Below are 17,488 nucleotides of genomic sequence, written 5' to 3' on the forward strand. Positions count from 1 at the left end.
TTAGTGGCGAAGGTCGACCACCGCCGGTCACGACAGTGCTCGGCTCCGCACCCCGAAAGGAACCGTCCGAGCATGAGCACCAGTACCGCCCCGACATCATCAGACGCTTCGGACCTCCGGGTCGGCGTCATCGGCCTCGGATTCGCCGGGACCACGCACCTGGACGCCTTCACCGCGCTCCCCGGTGCCACCGTCGTCGCCCTGTCCGGCCAGGAACCGGCGCGCCTCGCCGAGCTGGCCGAGAGCCGTGGGGTCCCCGAGACCTACGCCGACTGGGAGGACCTCGTCGCCCGCGACGACCTCGACATCGTCTCGATCGGCGTGCCGAACGCCCTGCACCACCCGATCGCCGTGGCCGCGCTCCGCAGCGGCAAGCACGTCTTCTGCGAGAAGCCGCTCGCCACGACCGCCGACCTCGCCGCCGAGATGGTGGAGGCCGCGACCGCCGCCGACCGCGTCCTCGAGGTCGCGTACAACCACCGCCGTCGTGCCGACGTCGCTTACCTGGCGCGCTACCTCACCGAGGAGCCGATCGGTCGCGTCTACCACTCGCGCGCCTCCTGGCTCCGCCGTCAGGGCGTGCCCGGCATCGACTCCTGGTTCACGAACAAGGCCGCGGCCGGTGGAGGGCCGCTTATCGACCTCGGTTCCCACGTGCTCGACATCGCGCTGTCGCTCCTCGGCGAGCCCCGCGTGACGCACGTCTCGGCCGTCGCGTACAACGAGCTCGGCCGCGCCGGGCGCGGTGGCTCCTCCGGCGGTGGTCCGGTCTCGAGCCGGTCCACGCACGCCTTCGACGTCGAGGACTTCGCGTCCGCCCTCCTGCGGTTCGAAGACGGCGGCAGCCTGCACCTCGAGGCGTCGTGGGCGTCCTACTCGAAGGCCCACGAGGACATCTCGGTCGAGCTCCTCGGCTCGGAGGGTGGCGTCCGCCTCCACGTCGACAACTACAACACCGAGGGAACGGTCACGATCTACCGCGACGTCGCCGGTGCGCCGACGATCGAACGTCCCGCGGTCCAGGTCCCGGCCGGCCACCACCAGTCGGTCATCGCGGAGTTCCTCGACACCATCCGCGCGGGTGAGACCGCCGGCGGTGAGCTCCGGTTCGCCGGTCACCACGGCGAGTACGCGCTGCACCGCAGCCGCGTCATCGACGCCGCCTACGCCTCGGCCGCCGCCGGGCACGAACTGGAGGTCCCCGCATGAGCACCACGACACCGATCCGCATCCGCGTCTGGAACGAGTTCGTCCACGAGTCCCGCGGCGACGCCGTTGTGCTCGGCCACTACCCCGACGGCATCCACGCCGTGATCGCGGCGGGCCTCGAGGAGTCGCTCGGCGACGCCGTGTCCGTCTCGACCGCGACCCTTCAGGATCCCGAGCACGGTCTCACCGAGGAGGTCCTCGCGAACACCGACGTCCTCTTCTGGTGGGGGCACATCGCCCACGACCAGGTCTCCGACGAGGTCGTCGAGCGGGTCGTACGCCACGTCCACGCCGGCATGGGCATCGTCGTGCTGCACTCCGGGCACTACTCGCGGGTCTTCCAGCGGCTGATGGGCACGAGCTGCGCCCTCAAGTGGCGGAACGACGGCGAGCGAGAGCTCGTCTGGACGGTGCTCCCGGACCACCCGATCGCGCAGGGTGTCCCGCACCCCATCGTCATCGACCGCCAGGAGATGTACGGCGAGCAGTTCGACATCCCGCGTCCTGACGAGGAGGTGTTCCTCTCCACCTTCGCCGGTGGCGAGGTCTTCCGGTCAGGTGTCGCCTACCACCGCGGACGCGGGCGCGTGTTCTACTTCTCGCCCGGCGACCAGGAGTACCCGGTCTACCACCACCCCGACATCCGTCGAGTGCTGGCGAACGCGGCCGAGTGGGCGCGCCCGACGATCGAGCGCACGCCGCCGACCGCGGACCAGCACCCACGGGACTGGTTCCTGAACTAGCGCGTCCGTGTCCCTGACACCAGCCCCTCCACCGATCCGTCGGGCAGCGAGAGGCTGGTGGCAGGCCGATCGGCCGACCACCGGACGATGAGGGAGGACGACATGCCCGGGAAGCAGAACCCGTCACTGAAGGATCCCGAGCTCTACGAGAAGCTCCGTGACGACGGCGCGTCGAAGGGCAAGGCTGCTCGGATCTCGAACGCCGCCGCGAAGGAGGGGCGCTCGACGATCGGGGAGAAGGGCGGCGAGGCCGGGTCCTACGAGGACTGGACGGTCGCGCAGCTCCGTGAGCGCGCAAAGGAGATCGGCCTGACCGGCTACTCCGGCAATCGGAAGAGCGAACTCATCGCGATGCTCCGCGACAGCTGAACAGGCGGCGCGATCGCCCGCGCTACTTCGCCTCGGCGGTCGCGTCGTCGCCGGTCGTCGCGTGGATGACGACCTCGCCGGTGTTCGCCTCGTGCATGAAGCCTTCGAGCAGTGCGCGGTCCATCTCGCCGACCTCGTCGGAGTCGAAGGAGAACTGCAGGGCGATCGCCGGGTGCAGCCAGAGCGTCGTGCGTCCGTCGGTGGTGGAGTCCTGCCGGATCGTGAGCGCGAACGACTCGTTCCGTCGCAGCTTCATGAGCGCGATCGTCTTGACATGGGCGAGCGTTCGATCGTCGAGCCGAACGCGTGCATCGCCGGTGCCGTAGACCAGTTGTCCCATGGGATCCCTCGACTTCCGACCCCTGCGATGGCCGACGACGCGAAGGGCCGACTGCTGTGCGCATCCCGACGGGGTCCGGGCCGGTGAAGCGCTCTCTCAGGATACGAGACATTCTTGGCGCGCGCCCGATTATCCACAACGCGGTGACTGTTCGCCGACGCGCATTGTCCGCTGCCCGAGCCATCCGCGCAATGGCCCTGGCGCCCCCGTCTCTGCGCGCTAGCGTGGCACACCTGAGAAAGGGGCTGACGATGGGATTCCTCCGCCTCGGTGCGCTCCGCTCACAGGTCGACGACCAGACGCTCGCCCAACTGGAACGCGTGATCCTCACGCGCATGCTCGGCGAACGGTCGTTCCGACTGCAGCTCCACCGCGGGCGCTTCCAATCGTCCGAGCCGGTCACCGTGTCGCCCGAGCAGCCGATCGTCTTCGCGTTCGACGCGGAGTTCGAGCCGCCGATCGACGAGCGCATGGCAGCCGAGATGCTCGAGGAGATCGAGATCACGGGCGGATTGCACGTCGTGGTCGCCTGACCAGCAGCAGACCGACACCAGCACCACATCGAAACCACCACCACAGGAAGCAGGAGCGACATGAGCGACTTCACCGGAGCAGACGCATTGGGTACCGACCCGGACATGGTGGTCGGCACGCCGCCCACCGAGATCCCGGACGAGTCGACGGATGAGGACACGGCGGACGAGCCGGACGTGCTCGAGCAGCCGGACACGGCGCCGTTGGAGGACCCCGACGCTCGCTGAGTCCATCACACGCGGAAGCGCCGCCGACCCTCGGGTCGGTGGCGCTTCGTCGTGCAGCGGGCGGGGCTCAGCCCTGCTCGGTGTCCTCGGGGTCCGCGCCCGGGCGCACCGCCGCGTCGTCGCGGATGTCGATGCGGGTGACGCCGTCACCCTGGTCGGTGACGTCGATGCGGGGAGCCGCGTCGGCTTCGGTCGCGTTCGGCGCGGTCGTCAGCTGGTCGTGCCGGTTCTCGTCGTGCGTGTTGGGAGTCTGGTCGCTGTCGGTCATGCCCAGACGATAGCGCACGGGCACCCGGTGCCTCCCGGTATACCCTCCGGGTTGCGGATGCAAGGTCTGACGGCCCGACCGCTTCGGTTCCCAGAATGGTCGTATGAGGAAGTTGCACTACGCCGGCGGGTACCTGCTGATGGCCGACCAGACCTGCAAGGCGCTCCTCCGGTATGCGCGCGCCCTCGCCCAGACCGGCGAGTCCGACATCGCGGTGGTGCCGACCATCTCCGACGGCGGCAGCCTCGGGTACGCCCACCTCCTCGTCGGACCCGCGAGCCAGCTGTTCTCGACCCCCGTGGAGAACGCCTCGAAGGAGCCCTTCGACGACGAGATCATCGCCGAGCTCGAACGGCGGACCGCAGCACTCCAGCCGGCCCGGCCGGAGTGGGCGACCGAACTCACCGACGTCGACGATCTGGAGTTCGACGAACGCTCGATGTGAGTGCAGTTCGGGCCGTGGTCACGCCGCGAGGTTCGCGAGACCGCGAGGTTCAGATGCGCGGCCCCGGCTCCGGCACGAGGACGAGGCCCTGGTTCGAGTCGGCGCTGACCGCGAGCGCATCGAGCCAGGCGCGATTGAGTTCGACCGGGACGCTGCCCGCGTACTTGAACCGAAGAGACATCGCCGGGTGCAGCCAGATCGTCGTCCGGCCGTCGCCTGACCGAGGGTCGTCCTTCCACCCGAAGTAGAACGCTTCGCCGCGACGCAACTTCGCGCCGATGACCTGTTGCAGGTGGGCGAGGACGCGGTCGTCGAAGGTCACCGACACGTCGGCGTCGTAGATCATCTTGCCCATGGGTTCTCCTGCTCCACTCTCCGGTTTCCACCGTAGGCCCGGTCCTGCGGAAGTGCCACGATGCCCGAGGGGGTTGCGAACCGGCGCGAGTCGCCGGACCTGACACGCCGAAGCGGCACCGGCGCGATGCCGGTGCCGCTCAGTGGTGGTGCGCGATCGCTCAGACGCTGATCGGCAGCGCCTCCGCGATCGAGGTGCGGTGCAGGACGTCCCAGCGGCTGGTGTAGCTGCGCTCGGGGAGTGAGCGGAGCGCCTCGACCAGGTGGGTCGGGAGCAGGTCGCGGCGGGCCTCACGCGTCAGGTCGCTGGGGCGGCAGGGGTACTCCATGCCGCGTAGGAATTCGTCGAGCTCGGTGAACACGAGCATCTCCTCTCTGGGCGCGTCGTGGCACCCGATGTCAGGCGGGCCGGCTGCGTCGACCGGTCGTCAGACCGCCGTGCCCTCCTTCGAGTGTCGTTCCCGTTCGGCCGTTCGGCGCGCTCTTGCCTTTCCGTCGTCGAGCTGCTACTCGACGGGGCCCGGACGTCCGGACTAGCGTGTGCCCATGACGAAGCTCCGGGTCCACAATCTCGCCGTCTCGCTCGACGGGTTCGCCACGGGCGAGGGCCAGTCCTTCGAGACCCCGTTCGGCCACGCCCAGCACCGACTCATGCAGTGGTTCTTCCCGACCCGCACCTTCGTCTCGATGAGCGGGCACGAGGACGAGGCGGTCGGCGCCGGAACGCGTGGGGTCGACGACGCGTTCGCAGCGGCCACCGGTGACCGCATCGGCGTCGAGATCATGGGCCGGCGCAAGTTCGGTCCGCAGCTCGGACCGTGGGAGGACGAGAGTTGGCGGGGATGGTGGGGCGAGGAACCGCCGTTCCACACGCCGGTCGTCGTGCTGACCCACCATGAACGCCCGGACCTGGTGGTCGGTGAGACGACGTTCCTCTTCCGCGACCTGTCAGCCGTCGACGCGTTGTCGTTCGCGACGTCGCTGGCCGACGGACTCGACATCCGTCTCGGTGGAGGACCGACGACGGTCCGCCAGTTCCTCGAGGCCGACCTCGTCGACCATCTCCACGTGGTCGTCGTCCCGATCCTGCTCGGTCGTGGGGTGCGGCTCTGGGACGGGCTCGAAGGCCTCGAGGAGCGGTTCACGGTCGAGGTGACCGCATCACCGAGTGGCGTCGTGCACTACGTGTTCGCGCGGAAGCCGCAGTGAAAATCGATCGGGGCCGGTGACCGGGCCTCAGAGCTCGAGGCGTCGCTCCACGATGTCGCGGGCGACGTCGGCCAGGGCACGACGTCCGCCGCGAGCGTGCTTCCGGATGCGCTCGAAGGCCTCTTCAACCGAGATCGCGGCGGTGTAGGCGACGACGCCCTTCGCCTGCTCGATGACGACCCTGGACTGCAGCGCGGACTCCAGCTGCTCGCGGGTCGCGTCACTCTCGCGGAGGGTCCGCTCGTGCAGGATCCCGATGGTCGCGACGTCGGCCATGGCCTGGGCGGCTCGCGACTCGAACCGGTCGAGGGCTTCCGGTGTCGTGCGGAACAGGTTGAGGGTGCCGATGGTGGTCCGGCGGAGTCGCAGCGGGAAGGCATGAGCCGACCGGAATCCCGCGGTCGCCGCGACCTCGGCGAATCTCGGCCAGTCGGCTGCGACCGCGGCGATCTCGGGGATCGACACCGGCGTCGCCTCACGGAAGCTGTCGATGCAGGGGCCTTCGTCCGCGCTCAGCTGGATGAGTTCGACGAGCTTCCCGGACTCGCTCGTCGACGCGATCAGTTCGAGGTCGCCGTGCGGGTCCGCAAGGAGGATGCCGGAGGCCTGGACGTCGAGGAGGTCCACGGTGGCGTCGACCAGGACCTGGAGCAGGTCGACGACGTCGTACTCGTCCACGAGGGTGTCGGCGAGCGTGGCGAACACGTCGAGCAGGGCGGTCGAATGACGGAGATCGGACCCGGTCCCGTCGTCGCCGCGCGCGCTCATCGCTCGTCTTCGATCGAGTCGTCGTGCAACACGTACCCGGTGCGGCGTTCGAGGATGTCCTCGGCGACGTCCGACATCGAGCGGTTCTGGGCGAAGGCCTGCGCCTGGATGAGCAGGTGGGCGTCGTCGGGGGTGAGGCCGAGTTGCGCGATCACGAACCCGGTCGCCTGATGGATCCGGCGTCGGGCGTGGGGCTTCAGCTGCGCCGTGTCGGGGAGGCTCGCGAGTTCCAGGGTGCGTCGGAGCACGTACCGGCTGAGCGGGCGGGTGAGGGACATCATGTCCTCGACCGCTTGCGCGTCCAACGTGCGCTCGTCGGTGTCGTACAGCTCGACCGCGCCCACCTGGAGCGGTCCGACGCGGAGCGGGAAGGCGAAGATGGAGCCGACCGCGTGTTCGCGGATCGCCTCGGTGAACGACGGCCAGGAGTCGTAGCCGTTCCGCTTGACGGCCTCCTCGAGCACCGGGCGGCCACTGCCGACGGCGTCCCAACAGGGCCCCTCGGAGAGGTCGAACTGCAGTTCGTCGATCAATGCGATCTGCTCGTCGCTCGCGGCGATCGTCTCGGGGCTCAGGGTGTCGCCGAGTGTCGCGATCGAGACGCCGCTGAGGGGCATGAGTCGCAGGATCGGCTCAACCAGCTGGTCGTCCTCGTCGACCCGGTCGAGTGCGCTGTACACGATGGCGAAGGTGTCGCTCATGTCCGCATTCCTTCCGGGCTTGAGGGTGGTCTCCGCTCATCGTACGGCCATCCGGCCGCGATCGCCGGGTGGTGATCCGTCCTGCCTGGGAAAGCAAGGGGAGGCACCGACCGGGTGCCGTCGCCTACCGTGGCGTCATGCCTCTGACGACGACAACCCCTCCGCGCCCCTCCGCCCACCGGTCCGCAGCAACCGATCGGTCGGCGCGATGAGCCGCGGGGTCGCCGTCGTCACCGGCGGAACCGCAGGGCTCGGTCGTGCGACCGTCCGTGAACTCGCCGCCCGGGGCTGGGACGTCGCGGTCCTGGCGCGCGGTGAGGACGGACTCGCGGCCACCGTCGCCGAGGTCGAGCAGGCCGGGCGTCGCGCTCTCGCGGTGCCGACGGACGTCGCCGACCGGGAGGCCGTCGAGCAGGCGGCGGACCGGGTCGAGGCGGAACTCGGACCGATCGAGCTGTGGGTGAACTGCGCCATGGTCGGCGTCTTCGGGGACTTCCTCACGACCGAACCGGCGGACTTCGAGCGCGCGGTCGCCGTCAACTTCTTCGGCTTCGTCAACGGCACCCGCGCCGCCCTCTCACGAATGACGCCGCGTGACCGTGGGCACGTGATCCAGGTCGGTTCCGCCCTCGCCCACCGCGGCATCCCGCTGCAGGCCGCCTACTGCGGGTCGAAGTTCGGTGCTCGCGGGTTCACGGAGTCGGTGACGGCCGAGCTCCTCCACGACGGCAGCAACGTCAAGCTCTCGACCGTGGACATGCCGGCGCTCAACACCATCCAGTTCAGCTGGGTGAAGTCGCAGCTGCCCGAGCACCCGCAGCCGGTGCCGCCGATCTACCAGCCCGAGGTCGGTGCGACCGCCATCGCCGACGTCGCAGACCGACCGAGGCGCCGCACCTGGGTGGGGGAGTCCACCGTCGGCACGATCCTCGGCGACCGCTTCGCCGGCGGTTTCCTCGACTGGTTCCTCGCCAGGACCGGGTACTCCGGGCAGCTCGCACCGGACAAGCACGACCCGAGGATGCCCGACAACGTCTACACGCCGGCCCCCGGTGACCACGGCGCCCGTGGCGTGTTCAGCGACAAGGCCCACTCGTGGAGCCCGCAGACCTGGGCGATCCGCCACCGCCGGGCCGTGTACGCGACCGCCGCCGGCACCCTCGCAGCGGGTGTCGCCCTGGTGGCCGGCGCGGCGAAGCGGCGCTGAGCACGATGGCGCGGCGCGAGCAGTTCGACGCGGTGGTCGTCGGTGCGGGCCCCAACGGGCTCGCTGCCGCGGTGACCCTCGCCAGGGCCGGCCTGCACGTGCAGGTGGTCGAGCGGGGCGACACGATCGGTGGTGGTGCCAGGACCGCCGAGCTGACGCTGCCCGGCTTCCACCACGACATCTGCTCCGCAGTCCACCCGATGGCGCTCGCCTCCGGGTTCTTCCGATCCTTCGGCCTCGAGCGCCGCATCGACCTCGTCGTGCCGGAGATCTCCTACGCCCACCCGCTCGACGGTGGCCGGGCCGGGATCGCCTACCGCGACATCGACCGCACCGCCGACGCCCTCGGACGCGACGGCGAGGCCTGGCGCTCGCTCATGGGACCGCTCGCCGCCGACGCCGACCGCGTCTCGCAGTTCACCGGTGGCAAGCTCCTGCAGGTGCCGCGCCACCCGGTCACGGTCGCGCGCTTCGGCCTCCGCGCGCTCGAGCAGGGCAGTCCTGCCTGGAACCTCCGGTTCCGTGAGGAGACCGCTCCGGCGATGCTCAGCGGTGTCGCCGCCCACTCCATCCGCCCGATGCCGAGCCTGTCCACCTCGGCCGCCGCCCTGTCGCTCGGCGCGTATGCGCACGCCCGCGGTTGGCCCATCCCCGTCGGTGGCAGCCAGGCGATCGTCGACGCGCTCGCGGCCGACCTGCTGGCCCACGGCGGTGAGATCGTCACCGGAACCGAGGTGCGCTCCATCGACGAGCTGCCGTCCGCCCGCGCCGTCCTGTTCGACACGACGCCGAAGGCGCTCGCCGAGATCGCGGGCAGCCGACTGCCTGACGCGTACCTCCGTCGTCTCTCCCGGTTCCGGTACGGCGACGGCGTGGCCAAGGTCGATTTCGCGCTCTCGGGCCCCGTCCCGTGGACAAACCCGGAACTGGCCCGGGCCGGCACGCTCCACCTCGGCGGCACCCGCCCGGAGATCGCCGCCGCCGAGCGCGACGTCGCCCGCGGTCGGCACAGCGAGTCGCCCTACGTCCTCGTCTCGCAGCCCGACGTCGGCGATCCTGGTCGCGCTCCTGGTGACGCCCAGGTCCTCTGGGCGTACACGCACGTGCCGAGCGGGTCCGGTCTCGACCAGACCGAGGCGATCACCCGGCAGATCGAGCGCTTCGCGCCCGGGTTCCGCGACGTGATCCTGACGTCGGCGTCGATGACCGCCCGCGACATGGCGCGGTACAACCCGAACTACGTGCTCGGCGACATCGCGGCCGGCGCCGCGAGCTTCGCGCAGCTCGTCGCGCGTCCCGTGTTCTCGAACGACCCGTGGCGGACGCCGGCACCGGGGATCTTCCTCTGCTCCTCGTCGACTCCGCCCGGCCCAGGCGTCCACGGTCTCGCCGGCTGGCACGCCGCCCGCAGCGCGCTCCGCTCGGTCTTCGGCCGCGACCGCATGCCGTCGCTCGCGCCCGACCGACCGCGTCCGACCTCCTGACCTCGCCCCTGCTCCAGCGAAAGGAACACCACCGTGTCCCACACCACTCGGATCCTCGACTGCCCGCCCGACCGTGTCTTCGCCGTCCTCGCCGACGGCTGGCTCTTCCCGGCGTGGGTGGTCGGCGCGTCCCGCATGCGCGACGTCGGTGACCGGTGGCCGCACGTGGGCGGGAAGCTGCACCACTCCTTCGGTGTCTGGCCGGCGGTGCTGAACGACGAGACGACCGTGCTCCAGTGGGATGCTCCGCACCGGTTCGTCATCCAGCCGAAGGGGTGGCCGCTCGGTGAGGCCCGCGTCGCGGTCGAGGTCGAGCCGCACGAACGCGGGTGCATCGTCCACCTGCATGAGCACGCAGTGACGGGCCCTGGAGCGCTGATCCCGGTCTGGCTCCTCGACATCGGGCTGCACATCCGCAACGTCGAGACGCTGCGCCGACTCGCCCACCTCGCTGAAGGTGGTGCCGGCGGCACCCACCTCGTGGAGGCGGCCGAGCCGACGGCCGAAGATCGGAAGCGCGCCGAGTTCCCGAAGAGGTCCCTGTTCGCGCGGGTGGCGTCGGTCCTCGTCGTCGCCGTGCCGGTGGCGGTCGTCGCGCGCAAGCTCGCCCGGTGACGGTGTCCAGTCATGCCAGCCGCAAGTGATCCGGCCGACGCCCTGCCCGGGGACGGCCGCGACGAGACGCTGAACGAGCGCTCCGACCGCAACTGGTCGGAGCTGCTGCAGGAGTTCCGCGTCCTGCAGACAGGCACGCAGATCCTCGCGGGCTTCCTGCTGACGCTGCCGTTCCAGCCGCGGTTCACCGAGCTCAGTGGATTCGACCACGTGCTGTACCTCGTCCTCGTGGTCCTGGCCGTGACGGTGACGCTCCTGGCGCTCGCACCGGTCATCATGCACCGGCTCGTCTTCGGACGGTTGGAGAAACCACAGCTGGTGCGGCTGTCCAGCAGGATCCTCATGGTGTGTCTCGGGGCGGCTTCGCTGCTGTTCGCGGGGATCGTCCTGTTCGTCTTCGACTTCGTCGCTTCGCCTGCGGTCGGGCTGTGGGCGGGTGGTGCCGTGGTCGTCGTCATCGGGCTGGTGTGGATCGTCGGCCCGCGCCTGATCCGGGGTGCGCGCGACCGCGTGTCCTGAGGTGGTCGACGTGCCCACGGTGAGCCCCGAGAATGGGACGATGCCCGAAACGTGCACCTTCTGCCGGATCATCGACGACGAGCCCGACGACGTCATCTGGGTGGAGCGCGAGGACGAGGCGGTCGCCTTCCGGCCGTTGCCCGAGTCGGAGCTCGCGCCCGGTCACACCCTGGTGGTGCCGCGGGCGCACAGTGTCGGTCTGCTCGACGCCGACCCGCGTGCCCTACAGGCGACGACGGCACTCGCTCAGCGGGTGGGACGTGCGATGCGGGCGGCGCTCGGGGCGACCGGCGTCGTCGTGCTGAGTGCGTCCGGTGCCGACGCCGGGCAGAGCGTCCCCCACCTCCATCTCCACGTCGTCCCGTGTTGGGATGACGACACGGTCACGTTCTGGCCCGAGGGCCGCTCGAAGCACCGGGTCGACGGCGACCCACACGAGCTCCTCGCGGAGATGTTCGAGTAGCCGGAGATCGCTGCCCCTTGAGTTGACCTCAAGACCGATTGAGGTTCTACGGTTGAAGCATGACCATTCCCACCACGCCGTCCGCTGATCCCGATGCCCTCGCCCGCGCCGCGACCGTCGACGGGTTCAAGACGGCGTTCCGTGACCACCCGGCGGGCGTCGCGCTGATCAGTGCCTCGACCGATCGAGGGGACGTCGGGCTGACGGCGTCATCGGTCGCGTCGGTGGCCGTCGACCCGCCGATGCTGTCCTTCTCGGTCACGCGGGCCACGGGGTCCGCGGGCGGACTACTCAGCGCGGGAACGGTCGTCGTCCACCTCCTGGCCGATCACCACCTGGAGGTCGCCAAGGCGTTCGCGAAGACGGGGGAGCCGCGCTTCACCCCGGAACAGCACTGGGAGCGACTCGCGACCGGCGAGCCCTACCTGCCGAGCGCCCGTGCGGCGCTGCGCTGCCGGATCGTGCAGACGGTCCCGGCTGGCAGCTCGATGCTCGTCATCGCCGAGGTGCTGGAGGTCATCCCGCCCGGCACGGACGCGCCGGCGCTCGTCTACCAGAACCGCAACTTCCACCGCCTGGAGTCCGACCCGCTGGGCTGATCAGGCGAGGAGCGCGATCGGGCCGATGTCGGCGATCGCCTCGATGACCCGCTCGGGGTGCTCGGCGATCCGGTTGAGGACGTAGAGCCACCACTCGGGTCCGTAGACGAGGTACTCGCGCGTCGCGAACCCGCGGCGGCGGAGGTCGTCGAGCAGCTCGGTGCCGAGTCCCTGCAGCATCTCGAACTCCACGTGCGGCTGCCGGAGGTCGTCGCCGAGCGCGCCCTCGAGTGCGGCGACGAGGTTCGCGTCGTGGGTGGCGACGTTGACCCGGTGACCTGACCCCACGAGTCGCGTGACCATGCTGATGTAGGCCGCGGTCATCGGTGCGGAGTCGCGGGGGTACGCCACCTCGGCCGATTCGAGGAAGGCGCCCTTGACGACGCGGATCGGCCCGGGCCGACCCAGCACGCGGTCGAGGTCCGCGGGGGTACGGTGCAATCTCGCCTGCAGGGTGATGCCGGTCTCCGGGAACGGGTCGGCGATCTGCTCGTAGATCGACAACACGAGGTCCGTGCGGTCGGAGCCCTCCGCGGAGATCATGAGCGAAGTTCCGGCGTCCCGGGCCGCCTGCGCGAGCGACAGGCCGTTCCGCAGGCCGAGCTCGGGCGAGACGACGGAACCGATGTGCGAGAGGTCGAGCGAGATCGTCGCGGTCTGGTCGGATTCGCTGATCCGGCGGGCGAGGTCGATGAACTCCGCGGTCTGCTCGTCGGCGACGCGTGCGTCGCGGACGGACTCACCGACGAGCTCGATGCTCCAGCGGTGCCCACGATCGGCGTTCGCTTCGAGGAGCCGCAATGCGGAGGCCGCGTCCTCGCCGGCGATGTATCGCAGGGCGGCCCGCTTGGCGACGGCGGCGGCCACCGGGTGGGCGAGGACTCGCGCTTTGAGGTCCTCGTCGAGGGCCCAGGCTCGCAGGGTGTCGGCGGCGCGCGACAGCGTCTCGTCGTTCATCAGCATGCTTCGACCCTATCCAGTCCCGGGTGACGGTCCGGACGGCACCGGGGTCTGGGCTGCGCCGGGGTCTGGGCCGCGTCGCCCGTGCGCGCTACGCTCGCTCACGTGGCGAGCTTCGAGGAGAAACCGATCCTGGACCTCACGCTCGATGAGTGGGAGGCCTACCTCGCCGGTGCGCCGAGCGACGCGGGCGTTCGGTTGAAGCTGCGGAAGAAGACCTCGAAGGCGTCGGGCATCACCTGGTCTGAGGCGCTCGACGTCGCCCTCTGCTACGGATGGATCGACGGACAGAGCAAACGGTTCGACGACGACTACACGCTGCAGGCGTTCACACCGCGGCGGAAGAGCAGCCCGTGGTCGCAGATCAACCGGGAGCACGTCGCCCGCCTCATCGAGGAGGGGCGGATGCGTCCCGGTGGGCTCGCGGAGATCGAACGAGCCAAGGCTGACGGTCGTTGGGACGTGGCGTACCGGCAGAAGGACGCCGTCGCACCGGACGATCTCCAGGCAGCGCTCGATGCGAACCCCGAGGCGGCGGCGTACTTCGCGACGCTCGGCCGCACCGACCGCTTCCGTGTCTTCTTCCGCCTCAGCAACATCAAGACGCCCGCGATCAGGGCCGCCCGCATCGCCGACGTGGTCGAGAAGGCCGCCAAGGGCGAGCAGCACTACCGCTGATGATGAGTGGACCGGCGCGGATGAGCGTGTCACCGAGGACCGTCTGGCCGGTCGTCCACGAGGAACGTCGGCGGCTCGTCGCGGACCTGTCGATGCTGGGCGATGAGCAGTGGGGGACGCCGTCGCTGTGTAGCGGATGGGATGTGCATGACGTCGTGGCCCATCTCGTCGATTCGGCGAAGACGACGCGGCTGGGATTCGCCCGACGACTCGTCGCCGCGCGGTTCGACTTCGACCTCGACAACGCACGCGGGGTCGAGCGGGAGCGGAGGAACAATCCACAGGAGACGCTCCGCGCCCTGGCGGACGCCGCCGAGCTGACGCGCACCCCGCCGGCGAACCTCGCGACCAGGCTCGTCGAGATCATCGTGCACGGGGAGGACGTCCGTCGGCCGCTCAGCGTCAGCGCGGACTACCCGGCAGCGGCTGTTCTGGCGGCGTTGGAGTACCAGCTCCGGACCGGCGTCTCGATGGGCGGCGGCAAGGAACGCGCCCAGGGCGTCCGGCTCGTCGCGGAGGACGCCGGGACGAGCTGGGGTGCGGGCCGTGAGGTCCGCGGATCGGCGCTCGACCTGCTGCTCGCGGTGTCAGGGCGACCGACCGGGCTGGCTCTGCCGGGGCGGTGAGGAAGAAGCTGGAAGTCACCCGCGTGCACCTTCCCCGTTGACCGAGGTGCCTGGGCTCGGCTGCCCTTCGACAGGCTCAGGGACCGAAATGCATCCGAGCACAGTCCAGCCCGGTCACTGAGCTTGTCGAAGTGCGCACGAAGAACCCTTCGACAGGCTCAGGGACCGGATCATTCCCGGTGAACATCTCCCCGTCGCTGAGCTTGTCGACGTGCGCACGAAGAACCCTTCGACAGGCTCAGGGACCGAAACGGTTCGGGCGCACCTTTCCCGGTCACTGAGCCTGTCGAAGTGCCCACGAGGACGCTTCGTCGTTCCGGGCGCACCTCTTCCGGTCATTGAGCTTGTCGAAGTGCCCACGAGGATGCCCCATCGTTCCGGGCATACTTCTTCCGGTCACTGAGCTTGTCGAAGTGCCCACGAGTAACCCTTCGACAGGCTCAGGGACCGGTGGAGGTCAGAACGGCGCGGGATCCGGTTCGGTCCGGTGGTGTTTTCCGTCGGGTGTCGTCCACTCGAGCACCCCGCCGGGCCCGTGGTCGAGGTTCCACCCGGGGAGATGCTTCATGCGGTGGTGATGCCGGCACAAGCAGGCGAGATTGCCGACATCCGTCGTCCCGCCGTCCTCCCACGCGACCGAGTGATCCAGGTCGCACGCCCGAGCGCGTCTGCCGCAGCCCGGTGCGCGACAGGTGCCGTCTCTGAGGCGGACCGCGCGTTGGAGGTCTGCCGGAACCCGGTACTGGTTCCGCCCGACGGAGAGGATCGCGCCGGTTTCCGGTTGGACCAGGATGCGGGTGAAGCTGGGTGCGTTGACCGCGATACGCGCCGCGGTCTCGGGGTCGATCGGGCCGTAGCCGTCGAGCGTTGCCGGGGCATCGCTGACGCCGGCCATGCTCAGGGCGGGGACGGTGATCTGCACGGTGGGCGTGATGTGGTCCTGAACCTCGATGGGGTGCGGGAGTACCGGGCTGGTCATGATGTCGTCGGGCGTGACGCCGGTGAGGGCGAGGGCTGCGAGGGCGTCCGCCTGGAGCTGGGCGCAGGTGCGGGTGTCACCTGCTGAGCGGGATTCGGCAGCTGCCGCCTCGATCCGCTCGATGATGCCCTGGGCGATCGGCGCCGTGGTGAACAAGTGCACCCACGCCATACCGTCGGCGGCGGGTTCGAACTCGACGCGGCGGTCCGCCTCGGAACGCTTCGCGCGCGTCGTGATGGAGTCCGGGTGGAGGCGTTCGCGGAGGACCCGGGCGCGCCGCCGAAGCTCCGCATCAGTGGTCTGCTCCGCGACCGGGAGCACCTTGGCCAAGAACGCGGCCCGCCCCTCGGTGGGCACATCGCAGAGTTGGTCGGTGATCGTCTTGGCGTGCCGGGCCGAGATGCGCGCCGCCTCGAGAGCGTCGAGGACAGACGGGGCGTCGTTCACGAGCGCCTCGGCATCGTTCGTCGCCCGCTGAACCGTCCGTTCAGAGGTGCGGGTCGCCATCGCCATCGCGGCACACGTCGATCGGCGGGACAGAGCGCGGCGCTCGGCAGGCGGGAACGCGGCAGGGACGACCGTGTCTGCGAAGGCGTCGGCATAGGCGGCGGAGCGGGCGAGGAGGCGGGCCTCCTCGCCGTCCAGAGCCGCACGCCGCCGCTGGATGTCGGCGTAGTGATCCGAGAACTCCGCCAGCCGCGCGGCGTACTCGTCGCTCGCGCGGATCGCGGTGGTGGTGGTCTCGGTCATGGAACCAGTCCACCATGGACCACTGACATTCCAGATGCCGAGTTGCGCTGGTTGTGGAAGTTGCTCGTGTGCCCTTCGACAGGCTCAGGGACCGGGGGTCGACTGGCGACCGGCTCAGGGGCTGGCACTCGACCGGCGCCCGGCCCATTGGCCGGACGGGGTCAGACGGCCCGGGCGAGCAGGTCTGCGACGCGCTTCGCGACGGCGTCGTTCCACGCGGTGACGCCGAACGCGGTCGGCCACAGGTCGCCGTCGTCGAGCTTCGCGGAGTCGTTGAACCCGATGGTCGCGTAGCGCGCCTTGAACTTCGCCGCCGCCTGGAAGAACACGACCGCCTTACCGTCGGCGCCGACATAGGCGGGCATGCCGTACCAGGTCTTCGCCGCGAGGCCGGAGTCGCCGCCCATGATCAGCTCGTGCAACGGCTCGGCGATCGCGCGGTCGGCGTCCTCCATGTCGGCGATCGCGTCGACGACGGCCTGCAGAGCCTCCTCGCGGCTCGCAGCCGCTTTCAGCTCCTTGGCGCGCTCCTTCATCGCCGCGCGTTCCTCGGCGCTGAATCCGCTCTTCGTGCTCGACTGCTTCTCGGCCATGTCGGCGTCCTTCCGTTCGGGGCTGTGGTCTGCCTCTCACGGTAGACCTCAGCCCACTGAGTCGCCCCAAAGCGCTCGAAATCAGCCGGAAGACGGACCGATTTGGGCGACTCAGTCGTCCAGCGCGCCCGGCCCGAGCACCGACTCGACGATCACCCGGATCGCGTACTCGCTCGTCTCGGCGAGGTCGACGTCCGCAGGGTCGATGAGCCACTGCACCTGCAGGCCGTCCATGACCGCCAGGATGGAGGCCGCCGCACGGTGGATCGTCTCGGGCGCATCCATGCCCCGCTCGGCGCACACCACCTCGAACGCCTCCGCGATCTCCCGTCGCAGCGTCCGGTAGCGGTCGTCGAAGTAGTGCCTGGCCGGGTGGTCCTCGGTCACCGACTCCGCTGACAGGACGACGAACGCCTGCACGATCCCGGCACGCTGCGCGTTCGCGGCTGCGGTGCGGATCAGGTGCTTGAACAGGTCGATGCCGCCGGGGATGTGCTGGTCGTCGAGGTCCTGCACGTCCGTCGCGTCGCGGTAGCTGAGCACCTCGAGGAGGAGCTGGTCCTTCGACCCGAAGTGGTGCAGGATGCCCGCCGGCGTCATGTCGACGAGCTCGGCGATGTCGATGAGCGTGCCGTTCGCGTACCCCTTGGCGCCGAAGACGTCCAGCGCGGAGCGGACGACTTCGGCTCGCCTCGCCACGGTCGCCGGGCGTGGCTGGGCCGGTCGTTTCGCCGTGTTCTGTCGTTTCACCGTGCTCATGGTGTCCGTTCCGCGGGGGCCTCGATGCGCCCGACACTACCGCGCTTACCAACTTACTGAATGGTCAGTAAGTTATCACCGAATCCCGA

25 protein-coding genes are annotated in these 17,488 nt (G+C 69.9%); 15 read left to right on the forward strand and 10 right to left on the reverse strand.

The genetic code is table 11. The features are described 5' to 3' along the window. Positions 1-72 precede the first annotated feature (72 nt). The 3 genes from CCK91_RS03915 to CCK91_RS03925 all read left to right on the forward strand — a co-directional run bounded on the left by CCK91_RS03915 (position 73) and on the right by CCK91_RS03925 (position 2,321). Positions 73-1,209 carry a Gfo/Idh/MocA family protein gene (locus CCK91_RS03915; protein WP_086472935.1) on the forward strand — a complete coding sequence of 379 codons (1,137 nt, stop codon included), beginning with the start codon at positions 73-75 and terminating at the stop codon, positions 1,207-1,209. Next, a complete protein-coding gene (locus tag CCK91_RS03920) occupies positions 1,206-1,952 on the forward strand; it encodes a ThuA domain-containing protein (protein WP_207568176.1) in 747 nt (248 codons plus the stop codon). Before CCK91_RS03915 ends, CCK91_RS03920 begins: the two co-directional genes overlap by 4 nt. Positions 1,953-2,054: 102 nt before the next feature. Next, positions 2,055-2,321, forward strand: a complete 267-nt coding sequence (locus CCK91_RS03925; RefSeq protein WP_086473166.1) for a DUF7218 family protein — start codon at positions 2,055-2,057, stop codon at positions 2,319-2,321. Positions 2,322-2,343: 22 nt separating this feature from the next. On the opposite strand, the gene CCK91_RS03930 is transcribed toward CCK91_RS03925, so the two are convergent. Beyond that, positions 2,344-2,661, reverse strand: a complete 318-nt coding sequence (locus CCK91_RS03930) for a DUF7882 family protein (protein WP_086472936.1) — start codon at positions 2,659-2,661, stop codon at positions 2,344-2,346. Positions 2,662-2,912: 251 nt separating this feature from the next. Between CCK91_RS03930 and CCK91_RS03935 the strand changes: the two genes are divergently transcribed. Continuing rightward, on the forward strand, positions 2,913-3,194 hold the full coding sequence (locus CCK91_RS03935) for a DUF7882 family protein (RefSeq protein WP_064297054.1): 282 nt from the start codon (positions 2,913-2,915) through the stop codon (positions 3,192-3,194). 60 nt (positions 3,195-3,254) lie between these two features. Next, a complete protein-coding gene (locus CCK91_RS19590) occupies positions 3,255-3,422 on the forward strand; it encodes a hypothetical protein (RefSeq protein ID WP_165766982.1) in 168 nt (55 codons plus the stop codon). 67 nt (positions 3,423-3,489) lie between these two features. Here the strand turns inward: CCK91_RS19590 and CCK91_RS03940 are convergent, their stop codons facing one another. Further along, on the reverse strand, positions 3,490-3,690 hold the full coding sequence (locus tag CCK91_RS03940; protein WP_085512068.1) for a hypothetical protein: 201 nt from the start codon (positions 3,688-3,690) through the stop codon (positions 3,490-3,492). Between the two features lie 103 nt (positions 3,691-3,793). Between CCK91_RS03940 and CCK91_RS03945 the strand changes: the two genes are divergently transcribed. Continuing rightward, the gene (locus CCK91_RS03945) at positions 3,794-4,135 is read left to right on the forward strand and encodes a hypothetical protein (protein WP_086472937.1); all 342 of its coding nucleotides are present in this window, start codon (positions 3,794-3,796) and stop codon (positions 4,133-4,135) included. A gap of 49 nt (positions 4,136-4,184) precedes the next feature. On the opposite strand, the gene CCK91_RS03950 is transcribed toward CCK91_RS03945, so the two are convergent. Together CCK91_RS03950 and CCK91_RS03955 are read right to left on the reverse strand one after the other, a co-directional pair. Then, positions 4,185-4,490, reverse strand: a complete 306-nt coding sequence (locus CCK91_RS03950) for a DUF7882 family protein (RefSeq protein WP_086472938.1) — start codon at positions 4,488-4,490, stop codon at positions 4,185-4,187. A 160-nt stretch (positions 4,491-4,650) separates the two neighbouring features. Beyond that, the gene (locus tag CCK91_RS03955) at positions 4,651-4,851 is read right to left on the reverse strand and encodes a DUF2795 domain-containing protein (RefSeq protein ID WP_158596586.1); all 201 of its coding nucleotides are present in this window, start codon (positions 4,849-4,851) and stop codon (positions 4,651-4,653) included. A gap of 184 nt (positions 4,852-5,035) precedes the next feature. On the opposite strand from CCK91_RS03955, the gene CCK91_RS03960 reads away from it, so the two are divergent. Next, positions 5,036-5,698, forward strand: a complete 663-nt coding sequence (locus CCK91_RS03960) for a dihydrofolate reductase family protein (protein ID WP_086472939.1) — start codon at positions 5,036-5,038, stop codon at positions 5,696-5,698. 27 nt (positions 5,699-5,725) lie between these two features. Here CCK91_RS03960 and CCK91_RS03965 read toward each other — a convergent pair whose 3' ends face one another. Together CCK91_RS03965 and CCK91_RS03970 are read right to left on the reverse strand one after the other, a co-directional pair. After that, positions 5,726-6,466: a GAF and ANTAR domain-containing protein gene (locus CCK91_RS03965; protein ID WP_086472940.1), complete on the reverse strand. Its 741-nt coding sequence runs from the start codon at positions 6,464-6,466 to the stop codon at positions 5,726-5,728. After that, positions 6,463-7,167, reverse strand: a complete 705-nt coding sequence (locus CCK91_RS03970; protein WP_086472941.1) for a GAF and ANTAR domain-containing protein — start codon at positions 7,165-7,167, stop codon at positions 6,463-6,465. The genes CCK91_RS03965 and CCK91_RS03970 overlap by 4 nt, the downstream gene beginning before the upstream one ends. Before the next feature lie 208 nt (positions 7,168-7,375). Between CCK91_RS03970 and CCK91_RS03975 the strand changes: the two genes are divergently transcribed. Genes CCK91_RS03975 through CCK91_RS04000 form a run of 6 tightly spaced genes read left to right on the forward strand, consistent with a single transcriptional unit; the run spans position 7,376 to position 12,054 of the window. Continuing rightward, entirely contained in the window at positions 7,376-8,374 is a 999-nt protein-coding gene (locus tag CCK91_RS03975; protein WP_086472942.1) for an SDR family oxidoreductase, read from the forward strand. A gap of 5 nt (positions 8,375-8,379) precedes the next feature. Further along, entirely contained in the window at positions 8,380-9,858 is a 1,479-nt protein-coding gene (locus tag CCK91_RS03980; protein ID WP_086472943.1) for a phytoene desaturase family protein, read from the forward strand. A 33-nt stretch (positions 9,859-9,891) separates the two neighbouring features. Next, the gene (locus CCK91_RS03985; protein ID WP_086472944.1) at positions 9,892-10,473 is read left to right on the forward strand and encodes an SRPBCC family protein; all 582 of its coding nucleotides are present in this window, start codon (positions 9,892-9,894) and stop codon (positions 10,471-10,473) included. A gap of 12 nt (positions 10,474-10,485) precedes the next feature. Continuing rightward, complete coding sequence (locus CCK91_RS03990; protein WP_086472945.1) at positions 10,486-10,992, forward strand: DUF6328 family protein; 507 nt, start codon at positions 10,486-10,488, stop codon at positions 10,990-10,992. A gap of 40 nt (positions 10,993-11,032) precedes the next feature. Then, positions 11,033-11,455, forward strand: coding sequence for an HIT family protein (locus CCK91_RS03995; protein ID WP_086473167.1), 423 nt, complete (start codon positions 11,033-11,035; stop codon positions 11,453-11,455). Positions 11,456-11,514: 59 nt separating this feature from the next. Further along, positions 11,515-12,054, forward strand: coding sequence for a flavin reductase family protein (locus CCK91_RS04000; RefSeq protein WP_082916284.1), 540 nt, complete (start codon positions 11,515-11,517; stop codon positions 12,052-12,054). Here the strand turns inward: CCK91_RS04000 and CCK91_RS04005 are convergent, their stop codons facing one another. Next, on the reverse strand, positions 12,055-13,017 hold the full coding sequence (locus CCK91_RS04005) for a proline dehydrogenase family protein (RefSeq protein ID WP_207568177.1): 963 nt from the start codon (positions 13,015-13,017) through the stop codon (positions 12,055-12,057). A 102-nt stretch (positions 13,018-13,119) separates the two neighbouring features. Here CCK91_RS04005 and CCK91_RS04010 point away from each other — a divergent pair, with 102 nt between their 5' ends. Continuing rightward, a complete protein-coding gene (locus tag CCK91_RS04010; protein ID WP_086472946.1) occupies positions 13,120-13,692 on the forward strand; it encodes a YdeI/OmpD-associated family protein in 573 nt (190 codons plus the stop codon). A gap of 20 nt (positions 13,693-13,712) precedes the next feature. Further along, positions 13,713-14,318, forward strand: a complete 606-nt coding sequence (locus CCK91_RS04015; protein WP_242664301.1) for a maleylpyruvate isomerase family mycothiol-dependent enzyme — start codon at positions 13,713-13,715, stop codon at positions 14,316-14,318. A gap of 457 nt (positions 14,319-14,775) precedes the next feature. On the opposite strand, the gene CCK91_RS04020 is transcribed toward CCK91_RS04015, so the two are convergent. The 3 genes from CCK91_RS04020 to CCK91_RS04030 form a co-directional block, all read right to left on the reverse strand. Next, the gene (locus CCK91_RS04020; RefSeq protein WP_086472948.1) at positions 14,776-16,047 is read right to left on the reverse strand and encodes an HNH endonuclease signature motif containing protein; all 1,272 of its coding nucleotides are present in this window, start codon (positions 16,045-16,047) and stop codon (positions 14,776-14,778) included. 161 nt (positions 16,048-16,208) lie between these two features. Next, the gene (locus CCK91_RS04025) at positions 16,209-16,640 is read right to left on the reverse strand and encodes a hypothetical protein (RefSeq protein ID WP_071261750.1); all 432 of its coding nucleotides are present in this window, start codon (positions 16,638-16,640) and stop codon (positions 16,209-16,211) included. Positions 16,641-16,751: 111 nt separating this feature from the next. Next, positions 16,752-17,399, reverse strand: coding sequence for a TetR/AcrR family transcriptional regulator (locus CCK91_RS04030; RefSeq protein WP_086472949.1), 648 nt, complete (start codon positions 17,397-17,399; stop codon positions 16,752-16,754). Positions 17,400-17,488 lie beyond the last annotated feature (89 nt).

The organism is Plantibacter elymi (nom. nud.), assembly GCF_900177795.1.
Classification (GTDB): Bacteria; Actinomycetota; Actinomycetes; order Actinomycetales; family Microbacteriaceae; genus Plantibacter; species Plantibacter elymi.